We start from the raw sequence: 24730 nt of genomic DNA on the forward strand, positions 1-24730 counted from the left end.
ATGCAAATGTTAATAACGGGGATTTTCCTCGGGGGCGTTTACGCCATTATCGCGGTGGGTTTGTCACTGCAATACGGTGTGTCCCGAATCATGAATCTTGCTGTGGGCGAGATGCTGGTGGCCGGTGCTTTTGCGGCATTCTGGTTCAGCACGGCTCAGAGCCTGAACCCTTATTTATCCTTACTGGTGGTGATTCCCCTGGCCTTTGGGGCTAACTGGCTGATCTACCGGTATCTGTTGTTGCCGCTGGTGCGTCGTGCAAAAACGCGGGGTCAGCTTGAAGTCGACAGCATCCTGGTGACCTTTGGCCTGAGCTTCACACTGGTGGGTATATTCCTCTGGGCTTTTGGTGGTGAGTTCTTCAATTACAGTTTCCTGTCGGTGCCGGTCGAAATATTTGACTCACGCTATGGTCAGAATCGGGTATTGGCGTTTGTCATTGCCTTTGTCGTCTGTGCAGGGTTGTGGATCTGGTTAAACCACACGCGTTCCGGTTTATCGATGCGGGCCATTTCGGTTGACACCCGCGCAGCCAGCCTGGTTGCGATAGATGTCGAAAAGTCCTCCAATTTTGCGTTCGCACTGGGGGGTGCCATCGCCGCAACCGGTGGCATGGTGCTCAGTACGTTCCTGACCTTCGACGCCTCAATCGGCATTGTTTTCACGCTAAAGGCGTTGGTGATTGTCATCATGGGTGGCGTCGGTGACATTCGCGGCGCCATTGTTGCGGCGCTGGTGCTCGGTATCACTGAAACCGTGGTAGCTCGTTTGATTGACCCGGGTCTGACACTGGCTGCCGCCTATGTTCTGTTCCTGCTCATTTTGCTGTTTCGTCCCCAGGGCTTGTTCGGGAGGGCGCAGACATGAAATTGAAGCAATCCGATCTGTGGATGGGTCTGGCAATTCTGGCCGCGTTTTTTGTGCTGGCCTGGTTGCCCCTAGCGCCCGGAGCCGATGGCTGGTTGTCCATAGTCGTACCGATCACCATGTACACCGTATTGGCGACGTCCTGGGCGATCTTTTCAGGGCCGACTCATTATGTCTCGCTGGCCACCGCCGCCTTCTTTGGCGTGGGCAGTTATACGCTGGCGCTGGGTCTTGAAAGCTTGCCGTATCCGGTTCTGCTGATCATCGCGGCCATACTGGGTGCCATCATGGCCGCACTCGTTGGCTGGGCGACATTGCGTTTGTCCGGGGTCTACTTTGTGATCTTCACGCTCGGTCTTGCCGAACTGACTCGTCAGGTGTTTACCTGGTACCAGAACAACATGGGCGGCACCCGGGGCAGCTACGTTTTTACCGATCTGACCGACGCGCACATATACTGGCAATTGCTGGCTCTGGCGCTGCTGGTGTACCTGGTTGGCTGGCTGATCAATCGTTCCCGGCTCGGGTTTGCGATTCGCATCATCGGCGGCGACGAGTCGGTTGCCAAGCACAGTGGCATAAACGTCGCCTGGTCTAAGATCGTTTTGTTTATGGTGTCCGGTTCGGTGGCTGCCGTGGTCGGGGCGATTCTGGCACCACGCTTTGTCTACATCGAACCCTCGATGGCGTTCAACCCCCAGTTGTCATTTATGGTGGTGATCATGGCGTTGCTGGGAGGCACTCAGCGTCTCTGGGGGCCGTTGATGGGCGCGATTCCCTTTGCGTTTGTCTGGGAAATTATTGCGTCGAATTTTCCGGCACAGACAACATTGCTCATGGGTGTCGCCTTCCTGTTGGTTGTGTTCTACATCCCCAATGGAATAAGCGGTGTGCTGATCCGCTGGTATCACAAGGCGCGGTCCAAGCCGGGGGTGAGTCATGAGTAGTGCGGTATTGCTTGAGGTGCGCAATGTAGTCAAACGCTTTGGAGGCCTGGTGGCGATCAACGGCGTGAGCTTCGATGTGCACGAGCACGAAGTGCTGGGTCTTATCGGCCCGAACGGGTCCGGCAAAACCACCATGATGAACCTGATTTCCGGCGCACTACCGGCCACAGACGGTTACATCGCGATGGATGATAAACTGCTGACCGACTTGCCCACGCGAAAAATTGCCCGTGCCGGCATTGCCCGGACATTTCAGCTGGTGCGCGTTATTCCTTCAATGACTGTGCTTGAAAATGTCATGGCCGGTGCTGTGTTTGGTCATAAGAAACTCTGGGGTCATGCGTTGGCCGTCTATGCAGAGCGTCAGCTTGAGCGTGTTGGGTTGGTCGGCATTTCACACAAACTGACCGCCGATCTGACTTACATCGACCAGAAGCGGGTTGAGCTGGCGCGAGCGCTGGCGTCCGACCCCAAGGTGATTTTGCTGGACGAATGGCTGGCGGGTCTGAACCCGACGGAACTGCAAACCGGCATCGAACTGATCCGTTCACTGCGTGACGACGGTCGCACGGTCATTCTGGTAGAGCACGTGATGGATGCGATTCGCAGTCTGTGTGATCGCTGTGTGGTGATGAGTACCGGCAACATCATTGCCCAGGGAACACCCGCGGAAGTGCTGGCCGACCCGCAGGTTATTGAAGCCTATTTGGGAGAAGACTATGAGTGAACAACAAGGTCTTCAGGTCAATGGTGTCAGTGTTGCCTATGGCAAACACCAGGCACTGGACAACGTATCCATTTCAGTCGCGCCCGGCGAGATTGTCGTTATTCTCGGCGCCAACGGCGCGGGCAAGAGTTCGCTGCTGGGTACCATTTCCGGCTTGGTGCATCGCAATGCCGGTTCAGTGACGGTTAACGGGCAGGCGACAGCCGGTTTCAAGGCTCACCAGGTGGTGGCAGCCGGGCTGGCACTGGTACCGGAGGGGCGCGGGATTTTCGGCGACCTGACGGTCGAGGAAAACCTGACTCTGGGTGCCTATTCAAAGTTTGCACGCGAGCGTGAAGACACGCAGCGGCAGTTGGTTTACCAGTTGTTTCCCAAGCTCATCGAGCGGCGCCAGCAAATCGCGCGCACCATGAGCGGCGGTGAACAGCAAATGGTGGCGATCGGCCGGGCCATGATGTCGGCTCCGGGCATACTGATGCTGGATGAACCTTCGCTGGGTTTATCTCCGCTGCTGGCCAGTGAGGTGTTCAAAACACTGAAAAAAGTCAGGGAGACGGGGCTCGGTATCTTGCTGGTCGAGCAAAATGCGAAGCAGAGTTTGTCGATTGCTGATCGGGGTTATTTGCTGGAGAACGGTCGCATCACGGCTGAAGACAGCGCACAGAAACTGCTCAGTGATCCGGCTGTGCGTGAAGCCTATCTAGGTGGTGCAGGCAGCAAGGAATCGCCCCGGACGCATCACCCGGCATCGGTTACCCAGCCCGCAAGGTCAGCAACAGAGCAAACCGTCGGCACTGCCGCAGCGGTCTCACCACTGGCGGCTGGCCATATTCGGCCAGCCGGGCTCGACAAGCGACCGCCTCTGGCGTCCGAACAACTCGCCGGAGGCAATATTCAGGAGTGGATTCGCAACGCCGAAGTGATACAGCGCAGCGCCTGGCAAACCGGTGTTCGTGCCCATCGCAGCGACGTGGCCGGGCCGAGTGATAATACCTCCGGCAGCCTCGCTGACATGCTTGCACGAATGGAACGGGCGGCGCGAACGTCGGCAACGGGTAGCGGTTCTTCACCGGACAGCACTTCTTCTACAAACGGCTTGGGAGAGTAACCATGCATCCGTTTAAAGGTAATTACATCGGTGGTCAGTGGGTGCCCACTGAGCGCACGTTCAACGACATCAATCCATCGAACGGAGAGATCTGGGGCAAGGCACCGGACTCGGGCGTGGCGGAAACCCGCGCGGCTATTCGTGCCGCTCAGGACGCCTTTCCGGCCTGGCGTGACCTGCCCTATACCGAACGCTCGGCGTACATGCTGAAAGTGGCGGACATTTTTGAAAAGCGCAAACCCGATATCGTCAAAGCCGTTCAGGCTGAAGGCGGTGGCTGGTTTGGCAAGGGCATGTTTGAGGTGGGGTATACCGCCGGTGTCTTTCGTGCCGCCGCTGCCATGAACTACAACTCGATTGGCGAAGTCATGCCGTCGGAATACGGCAAGGTCAGCATGGCCATGCGACAGCCCATGGGCGTGGTGAACGTCATCAGCCCCTGGAACATGCCACTGATTCTGACCTCGCGCGGGCTGTCGTTTCCCTGCGCCATTGGCAACACCATCGTGTTGAAACCCTCTGAAGATACACCCTATGTCGGCGGTCTGATGTTCGCGGAAATTTTCGAAGAAGCGGGTGTGCCACCGGGTGTACTGAACGTCGTGACTTGCTCGCGAGAGTCCGTGACAGCGGTCGGCGATGAACTGATCGAAAACCCGGCGGTCAAAGGCATTTCCTTCACAGGTTCAACGCCGGTAGGGCGTTTTATTGCGGCCAAAGCCGGCGCGCACCTGAAGAAGGCCTGTGTTGAACTCGGGGGTAAGGACTCGCTGATTGTCTGCGAGGATGCGGACATGGAGCGTGCCTTGTCGGCGGCGAATTTCGGCAGCTTCATGCACCAGGGTCAGATCTGCATGTCAGTCGAGAAGGTGCTGGTGCACGAAAAGATATACGACGAATTCCTGCGCAAATTCGTCGCCCGGGCGGCCAAGCTGAAAATGGGTGACACCACGACCGACCCCTCCAATGTCATCGGTCCGCTGATCAACGACCGACAGGCGGCAAGGGTTAAGGATCAGATCGATGATGCGGTTGCCAAGGGCGCAAAGATCGTACTCGGTGGCGGCGTGCACGGTCGCTTTGTTGAGCCGACCATCATGACCGGCGTCACACCTGACATGAAACTCTACCAGGACGAGACCTTTGGTCCGGTGGTTCCGGTCATCCCATTCTCAACGGATGAAGAAGCCGTTGCCATTGCCAACGACACCGAATATGGCCTGTCGTCCGGCATCATTACCGCCAACGAAGAACGTGCGCTGCGCATGGCACGGGTACTGGAAACCGGCTCCTGCCACGTGAACTGTTCATCCATTAACGATGAACCCCACGTGCCCTTTGGTGGCTCCAAAGCGTCCGGGCTTGGCAACCACGGTGGTCGCTGGTCGGTCGAGACGTTTTCGCAAACTCGCTGGATCACACTGGACCGGGGCGGACGCCCTTACCCACCCGTGTTTTGATGTCGTCAATAACTGATTTTCCGGCATGCTCTGGCTTGCCGTGTTTACTGGAGACTAACAATGAACAATAACAAGTGTCAGTGGGAGATTGGGCATGGCTAACGCAATAATCTGGGTGATTCTTGGCCTGATCGTTCTGGCCATCATCATCGCAATTCTGGCTAAGTTTTATGAGCGGGGAACGCGCGAGGTCAGCCTCGTGCGTACCGGATTGGGCGGCCGCAAGGTCTCTCTGGATGGCGGCGTGCTGGCCATTCCCTATTTCAACAACGTGGCGCGCGTTAACATGCAGACACTGCGTCTGGAAGTGAAGCGGGCAGGCAACGGGTCGCTGATTACTCAGGATAAACTGCGGGTTGATGTCGGCGTCGAGTTTTACGTCTCGGTGATCGACACCGAAGAGGGCGTCTCTCGGGCGGCCCAGACGCTGGGCAACCGGACCTTTGATGCCGGCAAGTTACGCGAGCTGATTGAAGGCAAACTGATCGACGCGCTGCGCTCGGTAGCGGCACGCTTTACCATGGACGACCTCCATGAAAAACGCGGCGACTTTGTCCGTCAGGTAAAAGAGCTGCTTGAGCCGTCTATGACATCCAATGGCCTCGCGCTGGAAAGCGTATCGCTGACCGATATGGACCAGACGCCGTTTGACGCACTTGATGAAAACAACGCCTTTAACGCCGCGGGCATGCGCAAACTGTCTGAGCTGATCGCACGCTCTCGCAAGGAGCGCGCCGACATTGATGCCGATGCCGAAGTAGCGGTGCGCCAGTCGGCACTGACCCTGGCCAAGCGAAAACTGGATTTTGACTTGGAAGAAGCCCAGGCCCAAATTCAGCAAACCCAACAGATGGAAGTGCTGAAGTCCCGGCAAATGGCTGAAGTAGCTGCCTATAAAGCAGAAAGCGAACGTGCCATTGCGACGAGTCAGATCGACATGGAAAAAGCGATTCGTCAGGCCAAACTGGGGCGCGACATCGAATTGCAAGAGAAATTGCGTGAAGAGCGGGAAGCGCAAGTCAAACTCGAAGAAGCGGAAGTACGGGTCATTACCGCCAAAGACAAAGTGGCTACCGGCAAGGCGGTCAGTGACGCCGAGCGGGCCAAGAAAGTGGCTATGCTTCAGGCAGAAGAAGCAGCGGCAATTCGCGTTGCCAGTGCCAATGCTCACCAGGCCGAACTGCTGGCAGAAGCCGAAGGCCGACGCGCCATGATTGCGGCAGAAAACGGCATGAGTGACAGTCTGATTGCCATGAAGACCGAGCAGGCGCGACTGCAAGCGCTGCCGGGAATTGTCGCGGAAATGGTGAAGCCGGCCGAGAAGATCGAGTCGATCCGGATCAACCAGATCACCGGTTTGGGTCAGCCACTGGGCAGTGACGGCAACCGTGTCGGCGAACGCCCGGCGATCAACCAGGCGCTCGACAGCATCATGGGTATGGCGGTTCAGTTACCGGCGTTGAAGAAGCTGGGTGAGGAACTGGGTGTTAGCTTTGAGTCAGGGCTGGGTACCGTGCCCACAGCCAAGAGTGAAGAATTGCACAAGTAGATTGTGCAGTTTGCTGATTACCGGGTTAGTGGCTGTTGCTAAGGCGCCACTAACCCGGTGTCTGCTCCAAGCTAATGATAGGACGAACTGGCTACCGGCTATTTAACGCCAATACTCAGTGGCGGTTTCAGTTCATCGGGCACGGAGGCCCGGTTCCAGTACCCGATCAGAATTCCCTGACGTCGGGACAATCCATTGGCACTCTTTTCCATCTCCCGGCTAACGGCACGGCGATTGTGCAGTGTGGCACTCCAGTCAAGCAGTCGATCGCGCAGGTCGCGACGCACATGTTCATAACCCGGGTCACTGCCCAGATCAACAAGCTCTTTCGGGTCGTTGTGAAGGTCGAACAGTATGTCTGCAAAGCCCGGGCAATGAACCAGCTTGTAGCGTCCGTTGAACGCCATGGTCATGCGTGCTGCCAGAGAGTCCACCCCAAGTTGCGCAGCAACGGGTAGCCGGCCGTAATCGTCCTCGGAGACAATGAATTCCCGTTCAAACGGACTCGCCGACTGATGAAGGAAGGGGAGCAGAGACCGACCTTCCAGCCGATGTTCGGCAATCTCTCCGCCAGCACATTCGATCAAGGTAGGGAGCACATCAATGGCACCGACCAGGGCATCGCATTGCTGACCCCGCGCGGCATCCGCTTCGGGGCGTGGGTCGACAACAATCAATGGCAGTTTGACGGAGGGTTGATGGAACAGATCCTTTTCACCGAGCCAGTGGTCGCCCAGGTAGTCGCCGTGGTCAGCGGTCAGAACAATCAGGGTGTCATCGGTTAACCCTTTGGCATCCAGGTGCGCGAGCACCCGGCCGATGTGATCGTCGACCTCTTTGACCAGACCGTAATAGGCTGGCAGCACATGAGACCGTTTGGCATCGTCGGAGAAGGTTTTGCTGACACCGAGCTGCATGAATGCCTGATAGATCGGGTGAGGGGTCTGTCGCTCGGATTCGGACTTTACGGCCGGTGCGAAGTCAGCATCCCGGTACATGTCGTTATAAGGTGCCGGTGCAAGGCACGGCCAATGAGGCTTGATGTAAGAGGCGTGCAAGCACCAGGGCTCGTCGCCCATCGCATCGATGGTTTCCATGATGCGGTTGGTCAGGTAGGCCGTTTCCGAGTGTTCTTTGGGGATGCGTGCCGGCCGGTGAGCGTGTTCCATATAAAACCCGGATACCAGATCACCCTGTTCGTCTTCAGCGGCATTAGCCCACTCAAGCCAGGGATTTTCCCCGTCAAACCCCTGTGCGCGCAAGTACTTGTTATAACGAGGCTCTTGTTTGGAGTACTTTCCGGCCGGGCCTTCAGGGTGCAATCCGTCGTCGTGTTCGCCTTCGGTGAAGCCGGCGTTGGCAAGACGCATGCCCAGCTTGGATGCGGGCTCGATGCCGAGCCTGCCCATGCCTTCAAGGTCGGGTTTCATGTGGGTTTTTCCGAGCAAAACCACACGCTGGTTTAGCGGCTTCAGATAGTCGGCCAACGTCCATTCGTTGAGGCTAAAGGGCCAGTCGTTCCAGGTCGCCCCATGCGAGCGCATGTGCAGGCCGGTGTAAAAGGACGCCCTGGAATTTCCACAGCTGGTGCCCTGGGTGTAGGCGTTGTCGAACCGGACACCGCGTTGCGCCAGCCGGTCAATGTTTGGTGTATCGACAATGCGATTGCCATAGCAAGACAACGCATCCCAGCGCAGCTGGTCGATCATGATGAACAGGGAATTTTTGACCGCTTTCATAAACTTATCCTTTCGCCAGTTGCGGGTGGTTGGCAGTAAGCGTGTTGGTTCGGTGACGCCAGGCATGCAGGGCCATTATCAATAAGCCCATAGCCAGGCAAGCAATACTGACGATGAGGTAAGGCGACAGCAGGCCCAGTGCCAGAGCAAAGCGAACAGCGCTATCCGGCAACGACAGTTTGGTGCGATCAAAACGCGCCAGGCTGCTGGTAATGAGATACAACGCCAGCACCAGTTGAGCGATCAGCCAGGCGTAGGCGCCCATCGAAAAGTCACCGCCCGCGGCCGCTGACGTAAGCATTAGTGGGTTGTAGGCAAACGCAAAGGGAATCAGGAACAGCACGGCTGAAATACGGGTGCTGGCAATAGCGGTCGCCATGGGCTTTCCGCCAGAGATCGAGGCAGCTGCATAGGCGGCGATTGCCACTGGCGGTGTAATCACTGAGGCGACACCGAAGAAAAACACGAACATGTGCGCGGTCAGCAGCTCCATGCCAAAGGCCTGCAAGGTGGGCCCCATGACTGAGATAATCGCGATGTAAGCGGGCAGTGTTGGCATACCCATGCCCAACACTATGCACCCCAGCGCTGTGATCAGCAGAGCTGCCAGCAACGAGTAGTCTGACGCGTTCGACAACAACACGGCAAAGGTCGTTGGGATGCCAGTCGCAGCGAGAGTCGCGACAATAACGCCGACCACAGCAATGGCCATCGACAGGCGCCCAACGGTTACGCCGCCATCCGCCAGTGACGTCAGCAGAATCAGAGGCTTCTGTCTGACGCTGGGGTTTAGAAAACTCAGTACCAGCAACAAAAGAATGGCACTGATCGACGCACCGGCCGGAGACAGGCCTTCAATGAGCAACCAGACAATGGTGGCCAGCGGAGCCAGAAGCAACAGCAGGTTGATCCAGTCCTGACGATCGATCGGTTCAGGCACTTCGCCTTCCGGCTCGGCATTAAGCCCCAGTTTCTTGGCTTCAAAATAGACGGCCAGAAACAGGCTCGTGTAGTAAGCGATCGCGGGAATCATGACCGCTACGATGACCGTGAGGTAAGAGACGCCGACATAGTCGGCCATAACCAGGGCCGCCGCACCCATGATCGGAGGCAGGATCTGACCACCGGCGGAGGCTGAAGATTCCAGGCCACCGGCAAAGTCGCCGCTGAAGCCACGCTTGCGGATCATCGGAATGGTCACAACGCCGGTACCCACTACGTTGGCTACGGCACTGCCGGATACGGTCCCGAACATCCCGGATGCGAGGATGGCCGCATAGGCCGGTCCACCGCGGAAGCGCTGCATCAGCGCAAAGGAGATGCGAATCATCGAGGAACCGGCACCGCAGCCCTCAAGTACACCTCCAAGAATAATAAAGGGTAAAACGGTCGACAGAATAACGGCAAAAATAGACCCGACCACACCGTTGTCGCTGCCAAACCAGAGGTTGGCTGCTAACCGGTCCATGGCATTGCCACCAGCCGTCTGCAGCACACCGGGCCAATACTCGCCGGTCGCCAGGTACAAAACAGCAATTAATCCAATGATGGCAATGGGCGCTCCCCACAGCCGCCAGCAGATCACGGTGGCCACGAGCACCGACATGAGTGCGGTAATGCCGTCCCAGGTCGTAAAAAACACGATGGACAGTTCCATTACCCGGGCAACCTGGAAATAGCGCACGCTGCAATACAGGGTTATCGCCATCAGAACCAGGTCGATGGCAACGCGAATGCTCGAAGGGTTGTCGCCGGTCAACGCTTGCGCACGCCACTGGTACAAAATGCCCGTAATCACGCAGAGGGTAAAAAAGAACGGCCGAAACCATTCAAGTTCAAAAGGGCCCAGTCGCGGCAGGAAACCGTAGGTGGGCAGTACGTTAATCAGACCAACCAGTGCCAGCACACCGCCCACGATCCACAGAGCGATTTGCAAACGATTGGCGAGTTTCATCGACCGGGTCGTCATGGGTGAGTCCTCCGGATGCCCGTGAACCGGGCACCCATATCAGGCAGCTGAATTGGTTAAGGGGCGCTCGATTAAGACGGCATCAATTCCTCGGGGATCGCAATGCCATTTTCCTGATAGTACTGTACTGCGCCCGGATGCAGCGGCGCGTTGACGCCTTCGAAGGGGTTCTCGGTACTGATCGTACGCAACAACGCGTTGGATGCTTTCAACTCGTCGATGTTTTCCCAGTAGGCTTTGGCCAGCCGGTACGCCATGTCATCGGACATCGACGCGCCCACGCCCATCCACATGATGTTGGAGGCCGTCACGATATCCTGATCGCCATTGGTCTGCCCCCGATACGTGCCGGCCGGAATAACGGTGTAGGACATGGCAGCCGCTTTGACGTAGTCGTTCCATTCAGGGGTTCCGATGCGTTCTTCAGGAATGCCCAGTATGCGAATCGGGTTTTGCAGGCTCATCTCATTGATCGATTGCTGCCCAACCGGAGCCGACAAAACCAGCACGTCGTATTGGCCGTCCTGAAACCCTTGTACCGCTGCACCCCAGGGCGCGCGCACGGCTTCATAATCACCGTCGACCAGACCCGAAGCGGCCTCAATCATGCCCATGATCTGCATGTTGGCGGCACCGGCGGGGGGACCAACGAAAACGCGCTTACCGCGAATGTCGTCCCAGCTTTCAATGCCGGCCCGTTCCCAGGTAATGGCGTGATAGGTGCTGCCGGGCAACCCGGTAATGGCCCGAACATTCTTGGATAGGGCCATTGCCTGCTCAGCGTTGCTGGCATAGGGGCCGACACCCCGCTGCATGGCACTGAATGCGGGTGGGGGTACCACGGAGGAGCCAAGCCGATCTGCACCGAGCATCATGACCGAGCGGGTGAGTGTCTGACCCAATACAACCTGCAGATTGATGCCTTCGCGATTGGTGTATTGAGCGTATGCCTGGGGCAGCATGCCGGTTACAGAAGCGGCACCGCCGGCATCCATTTGCAGGTTTTCTGCCTGACTGAAACCAGCAGAGAAGGTTAGCACCAGGCTGGCAAGCCCCAAAGTGAGTAGTTTGTTCATATCGACCTCGTCATTGCTTGTTGTTGGACTTATAGGGTTTTTGACGTTCAGAAAGTGTGCAATCTTTCTTCGCATTCGTATAATTCGTTTTTAGTTCTCTAAATGTACATTTTTGTATATATCGAGAGCGCTTGAAACGACTAAATTCCGAGAGGTGCCTGTGGAATCGAAACATCTGGTGCAATTGGCCACCATCCTCGACAGTGGCTCAATCAGTGCGGCAGCGTCCCGCCTGAACGTGACCCAGCCGACCCTCACGCGCAATATCCAGACTCTGGAAATGCAGGCGGGAGGCCCGCTGTTCACCCGCAGCCGCCACGGCGTGCGCCAGACACCGCTGGGTGCTGACCTGGCGCGTCATGGTCGGGCAATTGCCAAGGCCGTGTGGTCGGCGCAGCAGGTTGCCGTGCGCCATGGCCTGGGGCTCAAGCAGGAACTGCGCATTGGCGTTGGTCCGTTGCTGGCCAACAACCTGATGAACGAGATGGCTCAGGATTTAATGGCAGAGCATGACGACTTATCGTTGCTGATTCGAGTGGACACACCGTACCGAATGATTGAGCAGATTCATGACGAAGAACTCGATCTGGTGTTTTCTCCCAAGGTCCAATCCCAGACCCGCGATCTGGTGTGCGACCTGGTTCTTGAAGATCGTCTGGTGGTGGTGTCTTCAAGCCAGCACCCACTGGCTATCCGGGCTCAACAGACAGGTTCTCTGGCCTTGTCGGATATTGATAATCAGGCGTGGATCAACATGGGTACTTACGCCCGCTTTGAGGAATCACCGGTAGAGCGTTTGCAGTCGATGGGTGTGAGTGGTATCCACACACCCATAGCGTTATCCGGTGATGCCGCGATCACCCTGAAAATGCTGCGCGAAGGGAACCATCTTAGTCTGATGCCGGAAAAACTGACGCGGCGCGTGGAGCAGCAATACAATCTGGTGGTCTTGCCGGTAGACGCCGACTTTGGCCGGCGGGATATCTTTCTCTGGTACCGCGCCAGGGACCTGGACCGGCGTTGGGTCAAAGTGGTCAGCGCCGCCTTTGCCCGACGCATGGCCGTGGTCGGTGATCAAACAGAATCAATACAACCACTGCAACCCAAACAACCAGACGCATAAAAACAAAAAGCTCACCAGCAAATACCGACGATTCCAGTTCCACGCCAGGTGCCGGGGTGACACCTGACTCAAGTACCCGACAATCGATACGGATATTGTGAAGGGCGATGAGTTCACCGTTAGACACCAGGCCGACATCAAGCCCAGTGCCAGTAATTCATGGGTCAGCCCAAATGCGGTGACCGGCTGGAGGGCAGAGGCTAGCAAGGTCACGCTGACGATCGGGTTGAAGCCGACCTGACCCAAAGCGACGGTCAGGATCATGGCGGCGATTAACAGAAAATACCCGTCCAGATGCAGCAATGAGACCAGCCAAACAACCTGCGATTCAGTCACCAGGCCGGTAATGATTGCACCCAGAAAACCCGCCCCGGCCAGCAGGCTGACCTCACCGCTGAGCGGTGCCACCTGATTGGGAATATCGGTCTTCAACCGGCGCCCGAGCAGCACCGTTGCGCCCTTTAACCCAGCCCGGTTGCCCTGCCAGGCAAGCCAGCCGATGCCGACCAGTGGGCTGGTCAGAATCACAGACAACGTCAGCGACAGGTTGGTTTGCGTCTCCAGCAAAAAAGCCGCACTGGTCAGCAGACCAATCAGGCTGACCAGTTGAAACGCCGGTCGCCAACTGGTTTGGCTGGTGTTGGCGACCATGCCCGGCGGCAGGCGTCGGGGGTTGTGACGAAAATCCTGTATCCAGCCGATCAGAATCAACAGGGCCGCGGTTACAAACCCGATGGGTAGAATGTCCTGCCAGCGCAACCCGGGAATGATGGTCAGTAACAGCGCCAGGGTAATGGAAAACGGCGAGGTCATCGGCAGGGCGGCAAATCCGCGCAGCATGGCAAGCGACATGCGCCGCTGACGCGTGCGCATGACACTCACGTTTCCCTGTGCCGCTGCCAGGGTATTGCCCCGGCTCACCATCAGCCCGAGCAAATGCAATACACCGAAATTCAGGATCAACCCGAATAACGCCGTGGTGTAGCTGAGAATCCCGTAACGCCGTCCAGGCGGCTGATTCACGGCGAGCGCACCGCAGCGGCGAACCATGCGTGAACGCTGCGCGGCCAGGCGCAGAAAACTCAGCGCGATCAGGAACGTCGAAAAGTAGCCGGCGCGGTCAAAGGCAGTGCGCAACACCGCCCATGGATTCTCCGCCCAGGGCAGAAACAGACCGCTGAACAACGCCAGGCCAACCAGTATGCGGGGGGATCGCGGCAACCGTGGCCAGCGAATGGCCACAAAAGCGATCAGAGCGGCGCCGGCAATCCATAAAGCCGACTCAATACCGGCTAACTGATACAGTAAGGTAGCAGTCAGAACCAGCGCCAGCAGTGGCAGTGTCAGAGAGCGTTCAAAGGCCATGGGAACCAGGTGACTCGGGTATTTTAACGACACTTACAGTGTAAGGGGCTGCGCCCGATAAAGCGAAGGGTGTACCCAAATACCCGCCGTTACCCGATGCGGCGAGTCTGCTGGTTCATTAAAGCGTCACGGACGGTGTGCTATGATGGACAGCTCTTTTGCTGACCACAGGGCCATTCGTTAATGCGCATTCTGACCGACACCCACGCCCACACCGTTGCCAGCGACCACGCATACAGCACTGTGCACGATTACTTCCAGATCGCCCGCGACAAAGGGCTGCAGTTGTTCAGCATCACCGACCACGCACCCACCATGCCCGATGGCGCCCACTACTGGCATTTCGGCAACATGAAGGTCATTCCCCGGGTGATCGGCAATGTTGGCATGTTGCGCGGTATGGAAGCCAACATTCTTGAGCCAACCGGCGGGCTGGATATTCCCGACAAACTGCATCAGTTTCTTGATTTTGCCATCGCCAGTTTCCACGAGCCGGTGTTTGCACCGGCAGATAAAGCCACCTGCACAAAGGCGGTGATTAATACCATAAAGACCGGTGAATGCCAGATCCTCGGGCACCCCGGTAATCCGAATTTCCCGCTCGATTACGAAGAAGTGATTCGGGCTGCGCGAGACAATAACGTGGTATTGGAGATCAATAACTCGTCGTTCTCCCACTCCCGTTTAGGCAGCGAATCCAACTGCGTTCATATCATGGAGCTGATCGACCGGCTGGACTGGAAAGTGGCATTCGGCTCGGATTCTCACGTTGCTTACACCGTGGGTGACTTTGACCATGCAATTGGCCATGCCGAGCGCATTGGCTTTCCGGAGCATCGCATTGTTAATGCCAACGCACCCCGTTTTTTGCGGTTTTTGGGTGAACATGACAAGCCAGTGGCATTGGAAATGAAAGAGTGGGCGAGTCAGTTTGAAACGGATGCGGTGTAACTGTAGAGGTTAACTCATGCCACTAGGCACTATAACCGCCCCGCCTCAATGATCCGATCCAGAAACGCCCGGGTGCGTTCGTGTTGCGGCTCGTTGAACATATCGGTCGGGTTACCCTCTTCGAGGATTCGTCCGCCTTCCAGAAAGCAGACCCGGTCGGCGACATCGCGGGCGAAACCCATTTCATGGGTGACGATCACCATGGTCATGCCCTGGGCTTTCAGCTCCTTGATGATACCGAGCACCTCGCCAACCAGTTCCGGGTCCAGAGCGGCGGTCACCTCATCGAGCAGCAACACATCCGGCTTGTTCATCAATGCACGAACGAACGCCACACGTTGTTGTTGGCCGCCGGACAGCTGCTCCGGGTAGGCTTTGGCAAAACGTCCCATCCCAAAACGGTCGAGTTGTTCCTGTGCCTGGGCTTCGGCCTCTTTCTTGCTTTTACCATGCACTTTGCGCGGGGCCAGCGTCAGGTTATCCAGCACGGTTAAATGCGGGAACAGGTTGTACGACTGAAACACAATACCGATGCGCTTGTGCAACCCTACCTTGCCAAAGCTTTCATCAGTGACTGGCACGTCATCCAGATAGATGTCACCGTAATCGGCTTTCACCAGCCGGTTAATGCAGCGCAACAGCGTCGATTTACCGGAGCCCGAGGCGCCAATCAGACACACAACTTCATGTTGCGCGACGGATAGATCGACCTGGTCCAGCACCAGGTTATCGCCAAAATACTTGGTCACTTCAGCTAATTGAACACGCGGCACCGGCTAACCTCCTATCTGCAAACGGCGGGCACGATCGCGGCGGGTGATGTAATCGGCCAGGCGCGCCATCGGAATCGTCGCCAGCAGAAAGAGGCCAGCTGCAACGATCAAAGATGAATAATTGAAGGTTGAGGCCGTGTAGATTTGTGCCTCGCGCACCGCATCGCGCACGCCAATGATAGACAGCAGCGCCACGTCTTTCTGCAGTGCCACAACGATGTTCATCATCGCCGGCATTACATTGCGCACGGCTTGCGGCAGTATGGTGTAAATCATCGTTTGCCATTCGGTCAGCCCGAGCGACTTGGCCGCCGCCCACTGGCCCTCGTGCACTGCATCGATGCCGGAGCGGTAAATCTCGCAGACATAGGCGGAATAACTCAGCACCATGGCCACCGCGCCCCAGAACAGACTGCTCGACGGCAAGCCGGGCAGGTTCAACGCGGGAATGCCAAAGCCGAACAGCAGCACCAGCAGCAACACCGGCAGGCCCCTAAACAGATCAATGTACAGGATGACCATCAGCCGAAAGGGCGCAAACCAGGGCGCGCGCAGCGAGCGGATCACCGCCAGGGCAATGCCTAGAATCAGAATACACGCCAGCACAATCAGCCAGATACGCATGTTGATCCAGAAGCCCTGCAGCACACGCGGGAAGGCCGCGATCATCGCATCGACGTTAAAGAACTGCAGCTTGATGCGTGGCCACTGCTCGGCCGAGGTGATCACCCAGGCCAGGGCTCCGAACACCAGAATGATGCTGAGAAGGCTGAGAAGGCTGATCAGGCTGGGGGCCAGCGCTTCGCGCCAGTCATGGTTGCGGCCAGGTGGTGGCGGTGGCGGGCGCCGTGTGGCGCCGCCAGCAGAGCCCTGGTCGGGCAGGTTGGTATGGCTCATTGGGTAATGAAGGGCAGGTCTGGGTCGGCAATCAGGTATTCGGCTTTCAGGTTTTCGACGACACCACGCTCGATCACGACAGACAAGGCATCGTCGACCCATTCAACCAGCGGGTTGTTGTATTCGAATAGCAGGCCATGGCCCCGGTCGTTTTCATCCGGTGGCAGCAACGCCACGATATTTGCGTCGGGAACTTGAACCGCAGTGACGAACAACGCCGTGGGCAAGGAGATCAGGGTACCATCGATCTGTCTGGAGCCCATGGCCTGAAACACATCGACCTGCTCGTTATAGATCGACGCCTCGGTGATGCCCAGAACGTTCACCAGATAATCGTTGTCGGTGGTGCCAATGGTGGCCCCCCAACGGGCTGCGCGCAGGTCATCGTAGCTGGTGGCGTCTTCCAGCGGGCTGCCCGGCAGGGCGATCACGGCTTTTTCAGGCTGAAAGTATACCTGGCTAAAGGTGACAATCTGCTTGCGTGCTTCGGTCACGGAAATCTGCTGAATGGCAAAATCGTAGGGCTTGTTGCCCGGGGCAATGGCCTGATCGAAGGTTTGGGGAATCCAGACGACGTCATCGGCGTCGAAACCCATTTCTGCTGCCAACTCGTAAACGAGGCCATTTTCGAAGCCCTCACCGCCGGCCGGGTCATTGTTCAGCATCCAGGGCGGGTAGACCGGGTCACCGGTGCCGACGGTCAGCTTGCCGGGCGTGACCAGACGCGGGTCCATGGTTGTTCGCTCTTCAGCAAAGGCCTGGGCAAATACCGTCATCGACAGCGAAAACAGAACGATCAAAGCACTTCGAAAGGCAGTACGTTCAGACATGACAGACTCCAGTGTGAAGGTCGAAACCGACCGGGTAAGGGGGTTGTTTCCGGGCACTGCACGGCGTAAGCGGAGGCCGGGCGCCGGTAGCGTTCACGGGAATACCTCTGGAATGCTGACGAATACGGGCTTTCAGGTCAAGTCTGATCGCCTGGTGGTTGCTCTGTCGTCCGGTCTTTAGGCGGCTAAACCGGTCGTAGGATGATGCAAAGACTGAAGCACTATGATCATTTCTTTCACCCGTTTAACGCTGTAAAGTTTGGAACTGCTGTGCGAGTTACGGCGTTTGAGGTGCCTGTCGCAAACGCCATCCAACAGTGAATTGCCCGCACTGACGCTACTGGTGGCCGAGTCCGACCCCGCCAACAAAGAGACCATAATTCGCCTGGTCATGAACAGGCTCGCGCGCGATGAGATGAGTGAACCAGTCCATATTTGCTTGGTACTGATGATTGAATTCTAAAAGGAAACCTTATTTTGATTGAAGTAGTCGGGTTGTCTTTGGCCTTTGTGATGGGCCTGCTGGTCAAGCGAATAGGCCTTCCACCCCTGGTGGGATTTCTGCTTGCTGGGTTCGGCCTGAATGCACTGGGCCCTTATGTGGGCTTACCTTCCTATACCGGGCCGGTGCTTGAGCACATCGCCCATCTGGGTGTGTTGTTGTTGCTGTTTACGGTCGGGTTGAAACTCAAGGTCAAGAACCTGATCGAGCCGGTTGTTGTTGGCGGGGCTTTGTTGCATTTCGTCATTACCGTCTCGGTTTTCGGCGCCGGTCTGATGCTGTTTACCAGCCTGGCACTGGACACCGTTATTCTGCTGGCCATTGCGCTGAGTTTTTCATCGACGGTATTGGCTGCCAAAGTGTTGGAAGCCAAGCGGGAGCTGGGCGCTTTTCACGGTCGGGTAGCGATCGGGATTCTGATCATTCAGGATCTGATTGCTCTGCTGGTGCTCAGCATTGCGGGCGGCAATAGCCCATCCTGGTGGGCGCTGATCGTTTTCGCGCTGCCGTTGCTGCGGCCGGCTTTGTATTGGCTGCTGGACATGGCCGGCCACGATGAACTGATGGTGCTGATGGGCATGGTGCTCGCCGTCGCCGTCGGCGGTATGGGGTTTGAATCACTGGGGCTCAGTTCTGAACTCGGGGCGCTCGCCATGGGCGTAATGCTGTCCGGCCACAGTCGCTCAACGGAGCTGTCTCATTCATTGTGGGGCCTGAAGGAAGTGTTCCTGATCGGCTTTTTCCTGCAAATCGGCATGAACGGCTTGCCAGATACGCAAGCCCTGATCTTTGCGGTGGTGTTTGCCCTGGTTCTGCCGCTGAAAGGGATATTGTTTTTCGGCCTGTTGATTCTGTTCCGGCTTCGCGCGCGCAATGCGTTCCTGGGTGCATTGAGCCTGACCTGCTACAGCGAGTTCGGGTTGATTGTCGCCTCGGGCGTGCTGGAAGAGTGGCTGGTGCCACTGGCGATTACCGTCGCGTTGTCGTTCATTATTGCGGCACCGTTGAACCGCCTGGCGCACCCGATATTCGAGTGGTTGGAACTTAAGTTGGTTCGCCTGGAACGTAAGAGCATGCACCCCGACGAGCAGCCCGCTTCACTGGGTGATGCGACCGTCATAGTATTGGGAATGGGGCGCACCGGTACAGCAGCCTACCGGGCTATGGTGGAGCGTGGTTACCACGTCGTCGGTCTCGATTCAGACCCCGATAAAGTGGCTCGGCAACAAGCCCTTGGGCGCAATGTAGTGTATGCCGATGCTGAAGATACCTGCTTCTGGCATGGAGTCGACCTGTCGGCCATTGATGCCTTTATACTCGCCATGCCCGATACCGAGGGGGTGGTTGTGGCAGCCAAACAGATCCGCAAACTGAACTTTACCGGGCCAGTGGTCACCCATGCGCTGTATGAAGACGCCGCAGCGCTTATGCAAGCTGCCGGTGCGGATGAAACCTTCCTGACCATGAGCAGTGCGGGCATGGGTCTGGCGGAGCGTACATCAGCACGGTTGGCCACACCCGGGTGAGCTAACCCCTTGAAATCCCACCCAATTGTGGACTTAAGCCGGTAAATCTGTATACTCCGCCCCGTTACGCGCCCGTAGCTCAGCTGGATAGAGCGCTGCCCTCCGGAGGCAGAGGTCGCAGGTTCGAATCCTGCCGGGCGCGCCACCCCTCACTGCTTTTCCTCGTTAGTAACTGCTTACCTTTTCGCTTTTGTGACCAAATTGTGGCCAAGGTGTGGCCATATTTATTTGGACGTTTTTCTTAGTTGTATAAGTGTGACCTCTGCTCTGATATTGCTAGTAATGGTAATGGTCACAGAATTCATGAATCTAGAACGAGTTGTAGCTTTGTAAGCTGGCAGAAAATCAAGTTGTTCATGCGCGTAGCGGTCATGAACGACACCCTCTCATTGTTTAGTCTGTAATTGCCATATACAGTGGTTTAAAATAGTTACATTAAAACACTGTTAGTTCTGTTTCAGTTTCGTGAGCATATCGTCGTGTGTCGAGGATGAATACACTCATATTGCTCATGATATAGGGATTTATGATGTCTAACCCTTTTTTTGATCGTCCAGTTCTCAACTCTCCCTATGACTACCCCGCTCGCCACTGGGAACTGGACGAGTCCGGCCAGCCCACCCAACAAGTCCTTGAGAAGCGCCGCCGGGCCGAGTTCATTACACCGATACCGAAACCGAAAAAGCTCAAGGGCAGTGGCGAGCAAGCCAGCATGGCCTTTGATGAAGGCCATGGCCTGTCTACCGAAGAACAGCAGTACGACCACACGGCCGTCATTAATGCGGTCCGGGACGAGGTCGACAAATGGCGCCTTATCCCCAATCCCGCTAACTGGCGCGTTACCCCAGAAACCGCCCGCCTGCTACAGCACTGGCGGGATCACAAATTTTCCGGTATTCGGCCTTTTTTCTGCCAAGTGGAGGCCGTGGAAACCGCCATCTGGCTTACCGAGGTGGCCCCACAGCTTGGGAAAAATGGCGAACGCTTTCTTAAGCATCTGGAGGATGCCAACACGGCAGCGAACCCGGGTTTGATGCGGCTGGCGCTCAAGCTTGCCACCGGCGCAGGCAAAACCACGGTGATGGCCATGATCATCGCGTGGCAAACGGTGAACGCTGCCCGCAGGCCCAACAGCAAGAAGTTTACCCGTGGCTTCCTGCTGGTAGCCCCCGGCATCACCATTCGCGACCGCCTGCGCGTACTGATGCCCAACGATCCAGACAGCTATTACAAAAGCCGAGAGCTGGTCCCCACCGATATGATGGAGGACCTCAACAAGGCCAAAATCGTTATAACCAACTACCATGCTTTCAAACTGCGTGAACGCATAGAGCTATCCAAAGGCGGTCGTCTGCTGCTGCAAGGCCGCGATGGCGACCCGCTCAATACACTGGAAACAGAGGGCCAAATGCTCCAGCGAGTGATGCCCGAATTGATGGGCATGAAGAACGTCCTGGTGATTAACGACGAGGCGCACCACTGCTATCGGGAAAAGCCCGAAAGCGATGAAGAAGCGTTAAAAGGCGACGACAGAAAAGAAGCGGAGAAAAACAAAGAGGCTGCCCGCCTGTGGATCTCCGGCCTGGAAGCCGTGAACCGCAAGCTCGGAGTAGCGCGAGTCTTCGACCTCTCCGCCACGCCTTTCTTTCTCAGTGGCTCCGGTTATGTTGAAGGCACACTATTCCCCTGGACCATGAGCGATTTTTCTCTCATGGATGCCATTGAATGCGGCATCGTCAAGTTGCCGCGAGTACCGGTGGCAGAGAATATTCCCGGCAACGAAATGCCTATGTTCCGCGAGCTGTGGAAGCACATTGGCAAAAAGATGCCCAAAAAAGGGCGCGGGCAGGGCAAAGCGTTGGACCCGCTCAGCATACCGGTAGAGCTTCAAACCGCCTTGCAAGCGCTCTATGGCCATTACGAAAAAACCTACCAGCTTTGGAAGCAGGCCGGCGTCAAAGTGCCCCCTTGCTTCATCGTGGTCTGTAACAATACCGCGACCTCAAAGCTGGTGTATGACTATATGTCTGGTTTTATCCAGGAAAACGAAGATGGCACCTCCAATGTCGTAAATGGCCGTCTAGAGCTTTTCCGCAATTATGATGAGCACGACAACCAGCTCGCCCGTCCCAATACGCTATTGATCGACAGCGAGCAGTTGGAATCTGGTGAAGCGTTGGATAAAAACTTCCGCGATCTGGCCAGTGATGAAATCGATCGTTTCAAACGCGAAGCGCTACAGCGTGGCGGTGATCTGGCCAATCAGATCCGTGCCGGTAACGACATTGACGATGCGACCCTGCTGCGTGAAGTAATGAACACCGTGGGCAAAGATGGCCAGTTGGGCGAATCCATTCGCTGCGTGGTCTCGGTATCCATGCTCACCGAAGGTTGGGACGCCAACAACGTCACCCATGTGTTGGGGGTGCGCGCCTTTGGTACTCAGTTGCTGTGCGAACAAGTCATTGGCCGCGCCTTGCGCCGCCAGTCCTACGAGGTGAATGAAGAGGGATTGTTCAATGTTGAGTATGCCGATGTGCTCGGCATTCCCTTCGACTTTACCGCCAAGCCAGTTATCGCTCCACCTCAGCCGCCACGAGAAACCGTGCAGGTAAAGGCCGTCCTGCCCGAGCGGGAATCTTTGGAAATTTCGTTCCCTCGGGTCGCCGGGTACCGCGTAGAGCTGCCCGAGGACCGCCTCAGCGCGCAGTTCACGGACGACTCCATTTTCGAGCTCACCCCAGCTATCGTTGGCCCCTCTATCACAAAGAACGCGGGGATTATCGGCGAAGATGTAGACCTGAGCCTCGACCACATTAAAGACATGCGCCGCTCCAGTTTGTTATTCCATTTGACCCAGCGCCTGCTTTACACCAAATGGCGCGACCCGGGCGAAGAGCCAAAGCTTCACCTGTTTGGCCAACTCAAGCGTATTACCAAAGAGTGGCTGGATACCTGCTTGGTTTGCAAAGGCGAAACCCATCCTGGCCTGCTGATGTACCAGGCCTTGGCTGATGTCGCTTGTGACCGGATAACCGCCGCCATCACACGCGCCGAGCATGGCAAAAAGCCCATCAAGGCAGTACTGGATCCCTATAACCCCACCGGCTCTACCGTTCACGTCAACTTCAACACCTCGAAGACGGAGCGCTACGAGACCGACAGCCGCCGCTGTCAGCTCAATTGGGTAATTCTGGATAGTGACTGGGAGGCCGAGCTCTGCCGCGTCGCCGAAGCGCACTCGAAAGTGCTGGCCTACGTCAAAAACCACAACCTGGGGCTGGAAGTGCCCTACCGCTACGCCTCAGAAAACCGCAAGTACCGGCCGGACTTTATTGTTCAGGTCGACGACGGCAACGGTGCGCATGACCCGCTCAACCTGATCGTGGAGATCAAAGGCTACCGGGGCGAAGACGCCAAAGAGAAAAAGTCCACCATGGACACTTACTGGGTGCCGGGTGTGAACAACCTGGGAGCCTATGGGCGATGGGGCTTCGCCGAATTTACTGACGTATTCCATATGCAGTACGAATTTGCCGCCAAAGTCGAAGCTGAATTTGACGCTATGATTGACAACGCACTCAGTAAGGAAGAAACCACATGAAAACGGAGCTCATTCAATCACTGACCGAAACGTTCGAAGGTCACGCTCAGCAGACCGAAACGGGAGTTGAATACTGGCTTGCCAGAGACCTTCAGTACCTGCTGGGGTATACGGAATGGCGCAATTTTACCCAGGTGATCACCAAGGCAAGGATTGCCTGTGAAATCTCGGGTCACTCCCCCGGGGATCATTTTGTTGACGTCAACAAAACGATAGCCATGCCCAAGGGCGCGGAAAAAGACGTCCCTGACCTCATGCTCACCCGCTACGCCTGTTACCTGATCGCCCAGAACGGCGATTCCAAAAAGCAGCCCATCGCCTTCGCCCAGACCTATTTCGCGGTACAAACCCGCAAGGCCGAGCTGATAGAGCAGCGGTTACTGGAAACTGAGCGCCTGTCAGCCCGTAAAAAGCTTACTACTACCGAAAAGGAGCTTTCCGAGGTGATCTATGAGCAAACCGGAGGCAACCAAAACTTTGGGGTGATTCGCAGTAAAGGCGACCAAGCCCTGTTTGGAAAAACCACCCAGGCCATGAAAGCCCATTGGCAGGTGCCCGACAATCGGCCCCTAGCTGACTTTGCGCCAACCATTATTCTCAAGGCCAAAGACTTCGCCACTGAAATCACCATCTTCAATGCCCGTCAGCACCAAATGCAAAACGAGGGCGCCATTTCCAGCGAGCACACCACCAACAATCAAGCCGTTCGCGGTACTCTGCTGGAGCGGGGCATTCGCCCGGAGGCCCTACCTGCCTCCGAAGACGTGAAAAAGGTCGAGCGCCGTATTGCCTCCGCCGACAAAAAATCTCTTAAAAATCCCGACTCTCTGGACTGAATATTTGTTATGGCCAAAAAACCAAAAGCCCCCAAGTCCGTCGAAGCCCTGACCCACGACGAAGCCAAGCGCCGAAACATCCCCACGGCGGAATACCAGTCCGTCATGAAAAAAGACGACCAGGCGCCGGTCAAAGTCAACTACCCGCGCGGCAGCGAAGGGCTGGAGGAGGAAAAGGAAAGCCGCAATCGGGATCTGGACCCGCAGCTGGTCTGGCGCGGTAAAGATCAACAGGACTGGTCGGACTTGGTGGTCAACGCCCCGCCGCTCTATATTCAGGAAAAGGTCCACCCCAAGGTTCTGATCGACGATCTGCGTCGCCGCACTGAAGCCGCTGAAAAAGAGGAAGAAGCCGAGCAGGTTGGCGCCATGGCGGACCTTTTCGCCGACTTCAATGGCCTGCCCGATGAGGGCGCCAAAACCGAGTTCTACCAACACGATGCCCACTGGACCAACAGGATGATCCTTGGCGACTCATTGCAGGTGATGGCCAGCTTGGCAGAGCGTGAAGGTCTACGCGGCAAAGTACAATGCATCTATTTTGATCCGCCCTATGGCATTAAATTTAACTCCAATTTTCAGTGGTCGACGACTAGCCGGGATGTGACGGATGGCAACGCCGCCCATATAACTCGCGAGCCGGAGCAGGTTAAGGCGTTTCGGGATACATGGCGGGATGGCATTCACTCCTATCTGACCTACTTGCGGGATCGGTTGACGGTTTCAAGAGACTTGCTGGCAGACTCCGGTTCTATTTTTGTTCAGATTGGCGATGAGAATGTGCATCTAGTTAGTGCCCGTCCATAAACGGCTAAGCTTCTGAAAATAAAAGAAAAATCTCGATCAGAGGGTTAAAAAGGCCCTAATACTTTGTAGAATTG

Annotated in this window: 19 protein-coding genes and 1 tRNA gene; 13 read left to right on the forward strand and 7 right to left on the reverse strand. The window is 56.5% G+C overall.

The genetic code is table 11. The features are described 5' to 3' along the window. From G565_RS0122045 to G565_RS25575, 6 genes are all read left to right on the forward strand, one after another. Window positions 1–867: a branched-chain amino acid ABC transporter permease gene (locus G565_RS0122045; RefSeq protein ID WP_028672712.1), complete on the forward strand. Its 867-nt coding sequence runs from the start codon at window positions 1–3 to the stop codon at window positions 865–867. Continuing rightward, window positions 864–1814 (forward strand): branched-chain amino acid ABC transporter permease, encoded by a 951-nt coding sequence (locus G565_RS0122050; protein WP_028672713.1) that lies wholly within the window; start codon window positions 864–866, stop codon window positions 1812–1814. Before G565_RS0122045 ends, G565_RS0122050 begins: the two co-directional genes overlap by 4 nt. Continuing rightward, window positions 1807–2541, forward strand: a complete 735-nt coding sequence (locus tag G565_RS0122055; protein ID WP_028672714.1) for an ABC transporter ATP-binding protein — start codon at window positions 1807–1809, stop codon at window positions 2539–2541. The genes G565_RS0122050 and G565_RS0122055 overlap by 8 nt, the downstream gene beginning before the upstream one ends. Continuing rightward, on the forward strand, window positions 2534–3649 hold the full coding sequence (locus G565_RS27855) for an ABC transporter ATP-binding protein (RefSeq protein WP_084649529.1): 1116 nt from the start codon (window positions 2534–2536) through the stop codon (window positions 3647–3649). The genes G565_RS0122055 and G565_RS27855 overlap by 8 nt, the downstream gene beginning before the upstream one ends. A 2-nt stretch (window positions 3650–3651) precedes the next feature. Then, complete coding sequence (locus tag G565_RS0122065; protein WP_028672715.1) at window positions 3652–5109, forward strand: aldehyde dehydrogenase family protein; 1458 nt, start codon at window positions 3652–3654, stop codon at window positions 5107–5109. A 94-nt stretch (window positions 5110–5203) separates the two neighbouring features. Beyond that, entirely contained in the window at window positions 5204–6658 is a 1455-nt protein-coding gene (locus G565_RS25575) for a flotillin family protein (RefSeq protein WP_037341142.1), read from the forward strand. Between the two features lie 98 nt (window positions 6659–6756). Here the strand turns inward: G565_RS25575 and G565_RS0122075 are convergent, their stop codons facing one another. The 3 genes from G565_RS0122075 to G565_RS0122085 all read right to left on the reverse strand — a co-directional run bounded on the left by G565_RS0122075 (window position 6757) and on the right by G565_RS0122085 (window position 11442). Beyond that, window positions 6757–8397, reverse strand: a complete 1641-nt coding sequence (locus tag G565_RS0122075; RefSeq protein ID WP_028672716.1) for a sulfatase-like hydrolase/transferase — start codon at window positions 8395–8397, stop codon at window positions 6757–6759. Between the two features lie 4 nt (window positions 8398–8401). Continuing rightward, entirely contained in the window at window positions 8402–10366 is a 1965-nt protein-coding gene (locus G565_RS0122080; protein WP_028672717.1) for a TRAP transporter permease, read from the reverse strand. A gap of 71 nt (window positions 10367–10437) precedes the next feature. Then, entirely contained in the window at window positions 10438–11442 is a 1005-nt protein-coding gene (locus G565_RS0122085) for a TAXI family TRAP transporter solute-binding subunit (protein ID WP_028672718.1), read from the reverse strand. Between the two features lie 160 nt (window positions 11443–11602). Between G565_RS0122085 and G565_RS0122090 the strand changes: the two genes are divergently transcribed. Then, entirely contained in the window at window positions 11603–12565 is a 963-nt protein-coding gene (locus G565_RS0122090) for a LysR family transcriptional regulator (protein WP_028672719.1), read from the forward strand. Here G565_RS0122090 and G565_RS0122095 read toward each other — a convergent pair. Next, complete coding sequence (locus G565_RS0122095; protein ID WP_028672720.1) at window positions 12527–13930, reverse strand: hypothetical protein; 1404 nt, start codon at window positions 13928–13930, stop codon at window positions 12527–12529. The genes G565_RS0122090 and G565_RS0122095 overlap by 39 nt on opposite strands. Before the next feature lie 183 nt (window positions 13931–14113). Between G565_RS0122095 and G565_RS0122100 the strand changes: the two genes are divergently transcribed. After that, the gene (locus tag G565_RS0122100; RefSeq protein WP_028672721.1) at window positions 14114–14881 is read left to right on the forward strand and encodes a phosphatase; all 768 of its coding nucleotides are present in this window, start codon (window positions 14114–14116) and stop codon (window positions 14879–14881) included. A 29-nt stretch (window positions 14882–14910) separates the two neighbouring features. Here the strand turns inward: G565_RS0122100 and G565_RS0122105 are convergent, their stop codons facing one another. The 3 genes from G565_RS0122105 to G565_RS25580 are packed head-to-tail and all read right to left on the reverse strand — an operon-like array spanning window position 14911 to window position 17381. Continuing rightward, entirely contained in the window at window positions 14911–15654 is a 744-nt protein-coding gene (locus tag G565_RS0122105; RefSeq protein WP_028672722.1) for an amino acid ABC transporter ATP-binding protein, read from the reverse strand. A gap of 3 nt (window positions 15655–15657) precedes the next feature. Continuing rightward, entirely contained in the window at window positions 15658–16551 is an 894-nt protein-coding gene (locus G565_RS0122110; RefSeq protein ID WP_037341147.1) for an amino acid ABC transporter permease, read from the reverse strand. Further along, window positions 16548–17381, reverse strand: a complete 834-nt coding sequence (locus G565_RS25580; RefSeq protein WP_051208443.1) for a transporter substrate-binding domain-containing protein — start codon at window positions 17379–17381, stop codon at window positions 16548–16550. Before G565_RS25580 ends, G565_RS0122110 begins: the two co-directional genes overlap by 4 nt. 477 nt (window positions 17382–17858) lie before the next feature. Between G565_RS25580 and G565_RS0122125 the strand changes: the two genes are divergently transcribed. The 5 genes from G565_RS0122125 (at window position 17859) to G565_RS0122150 (ending at window position 24656) form a co-directional block, all read left to right on the forward strand. Then, window positions 17859–19409 carry a cation:proton antiporter family protein gene (locus G565_RS0122125; protein WP_028672724.1) on the forward strand — a complete coding sequence of 517 codons (1551 nt, stop codon included), beginning with the start codon at window positions 17859–17861 and terminating at the stop codon, window positions 19407–19409. A 68-nt stretch (window positions 19410–19477) separates the two neighbouring features. Continuing rightward, a tRNA-Arg gene (locus G565_RS0122130) sits at window positions 19478–19554 on the forward strand. Between the two features lie 381 nt (window positions 19555–19935). After that, window positions 19936–23013: a BPTD_3080 family restriction endonuclease gene (locus G565_RS0122135; RefSeq protein WP_211227259.1), complete on the forward strand. Its 3078-nt coding sequence runs from the start codon at window positions 19936–19938 to the stop codon at window positions 23011–23013. Further along, complete coding sequence (gene dinD / locus G565_RS25585; RefSeq protein WP_037341152.1) at window positions 23010–23849, forward strand: DNA damage-inducible protein D; 840 nt, start codon at window positions 23010–23012, stop codon at window positions 23847–23849. The genes G565_RS0122135 and dinD overlap by 4 nt, the downstream gene beginning before the upstream one ends. A gap of 9 nt (window positions 23850–23858) precedes the next feature. Further along, on the forward strand, window positions 23859–24656 hold the full coding sequence (locus G565_RS0122150) for a DNA methyltransferase (RefSeq protein ID WP_028672727.1): 798 nt from the start codon (window positions 23859–23861) through the stop codon (window positions 24654–24656). The last annotated feature ends 74 nt before the right edge of the window (window positions 24657–24730 follow it).

Source organism: Saccharospirillum impatiens DSM 12546, from assembly GCF_000423605.1.
Taxonomy (GTDB): domain Bacteria; phylum Pseudomonadota; class Gammaproteobacteria; order Pseudomonadales; family Natronospirillaceae; genus Saccharospirillum; species Saccharospirillum impatiens.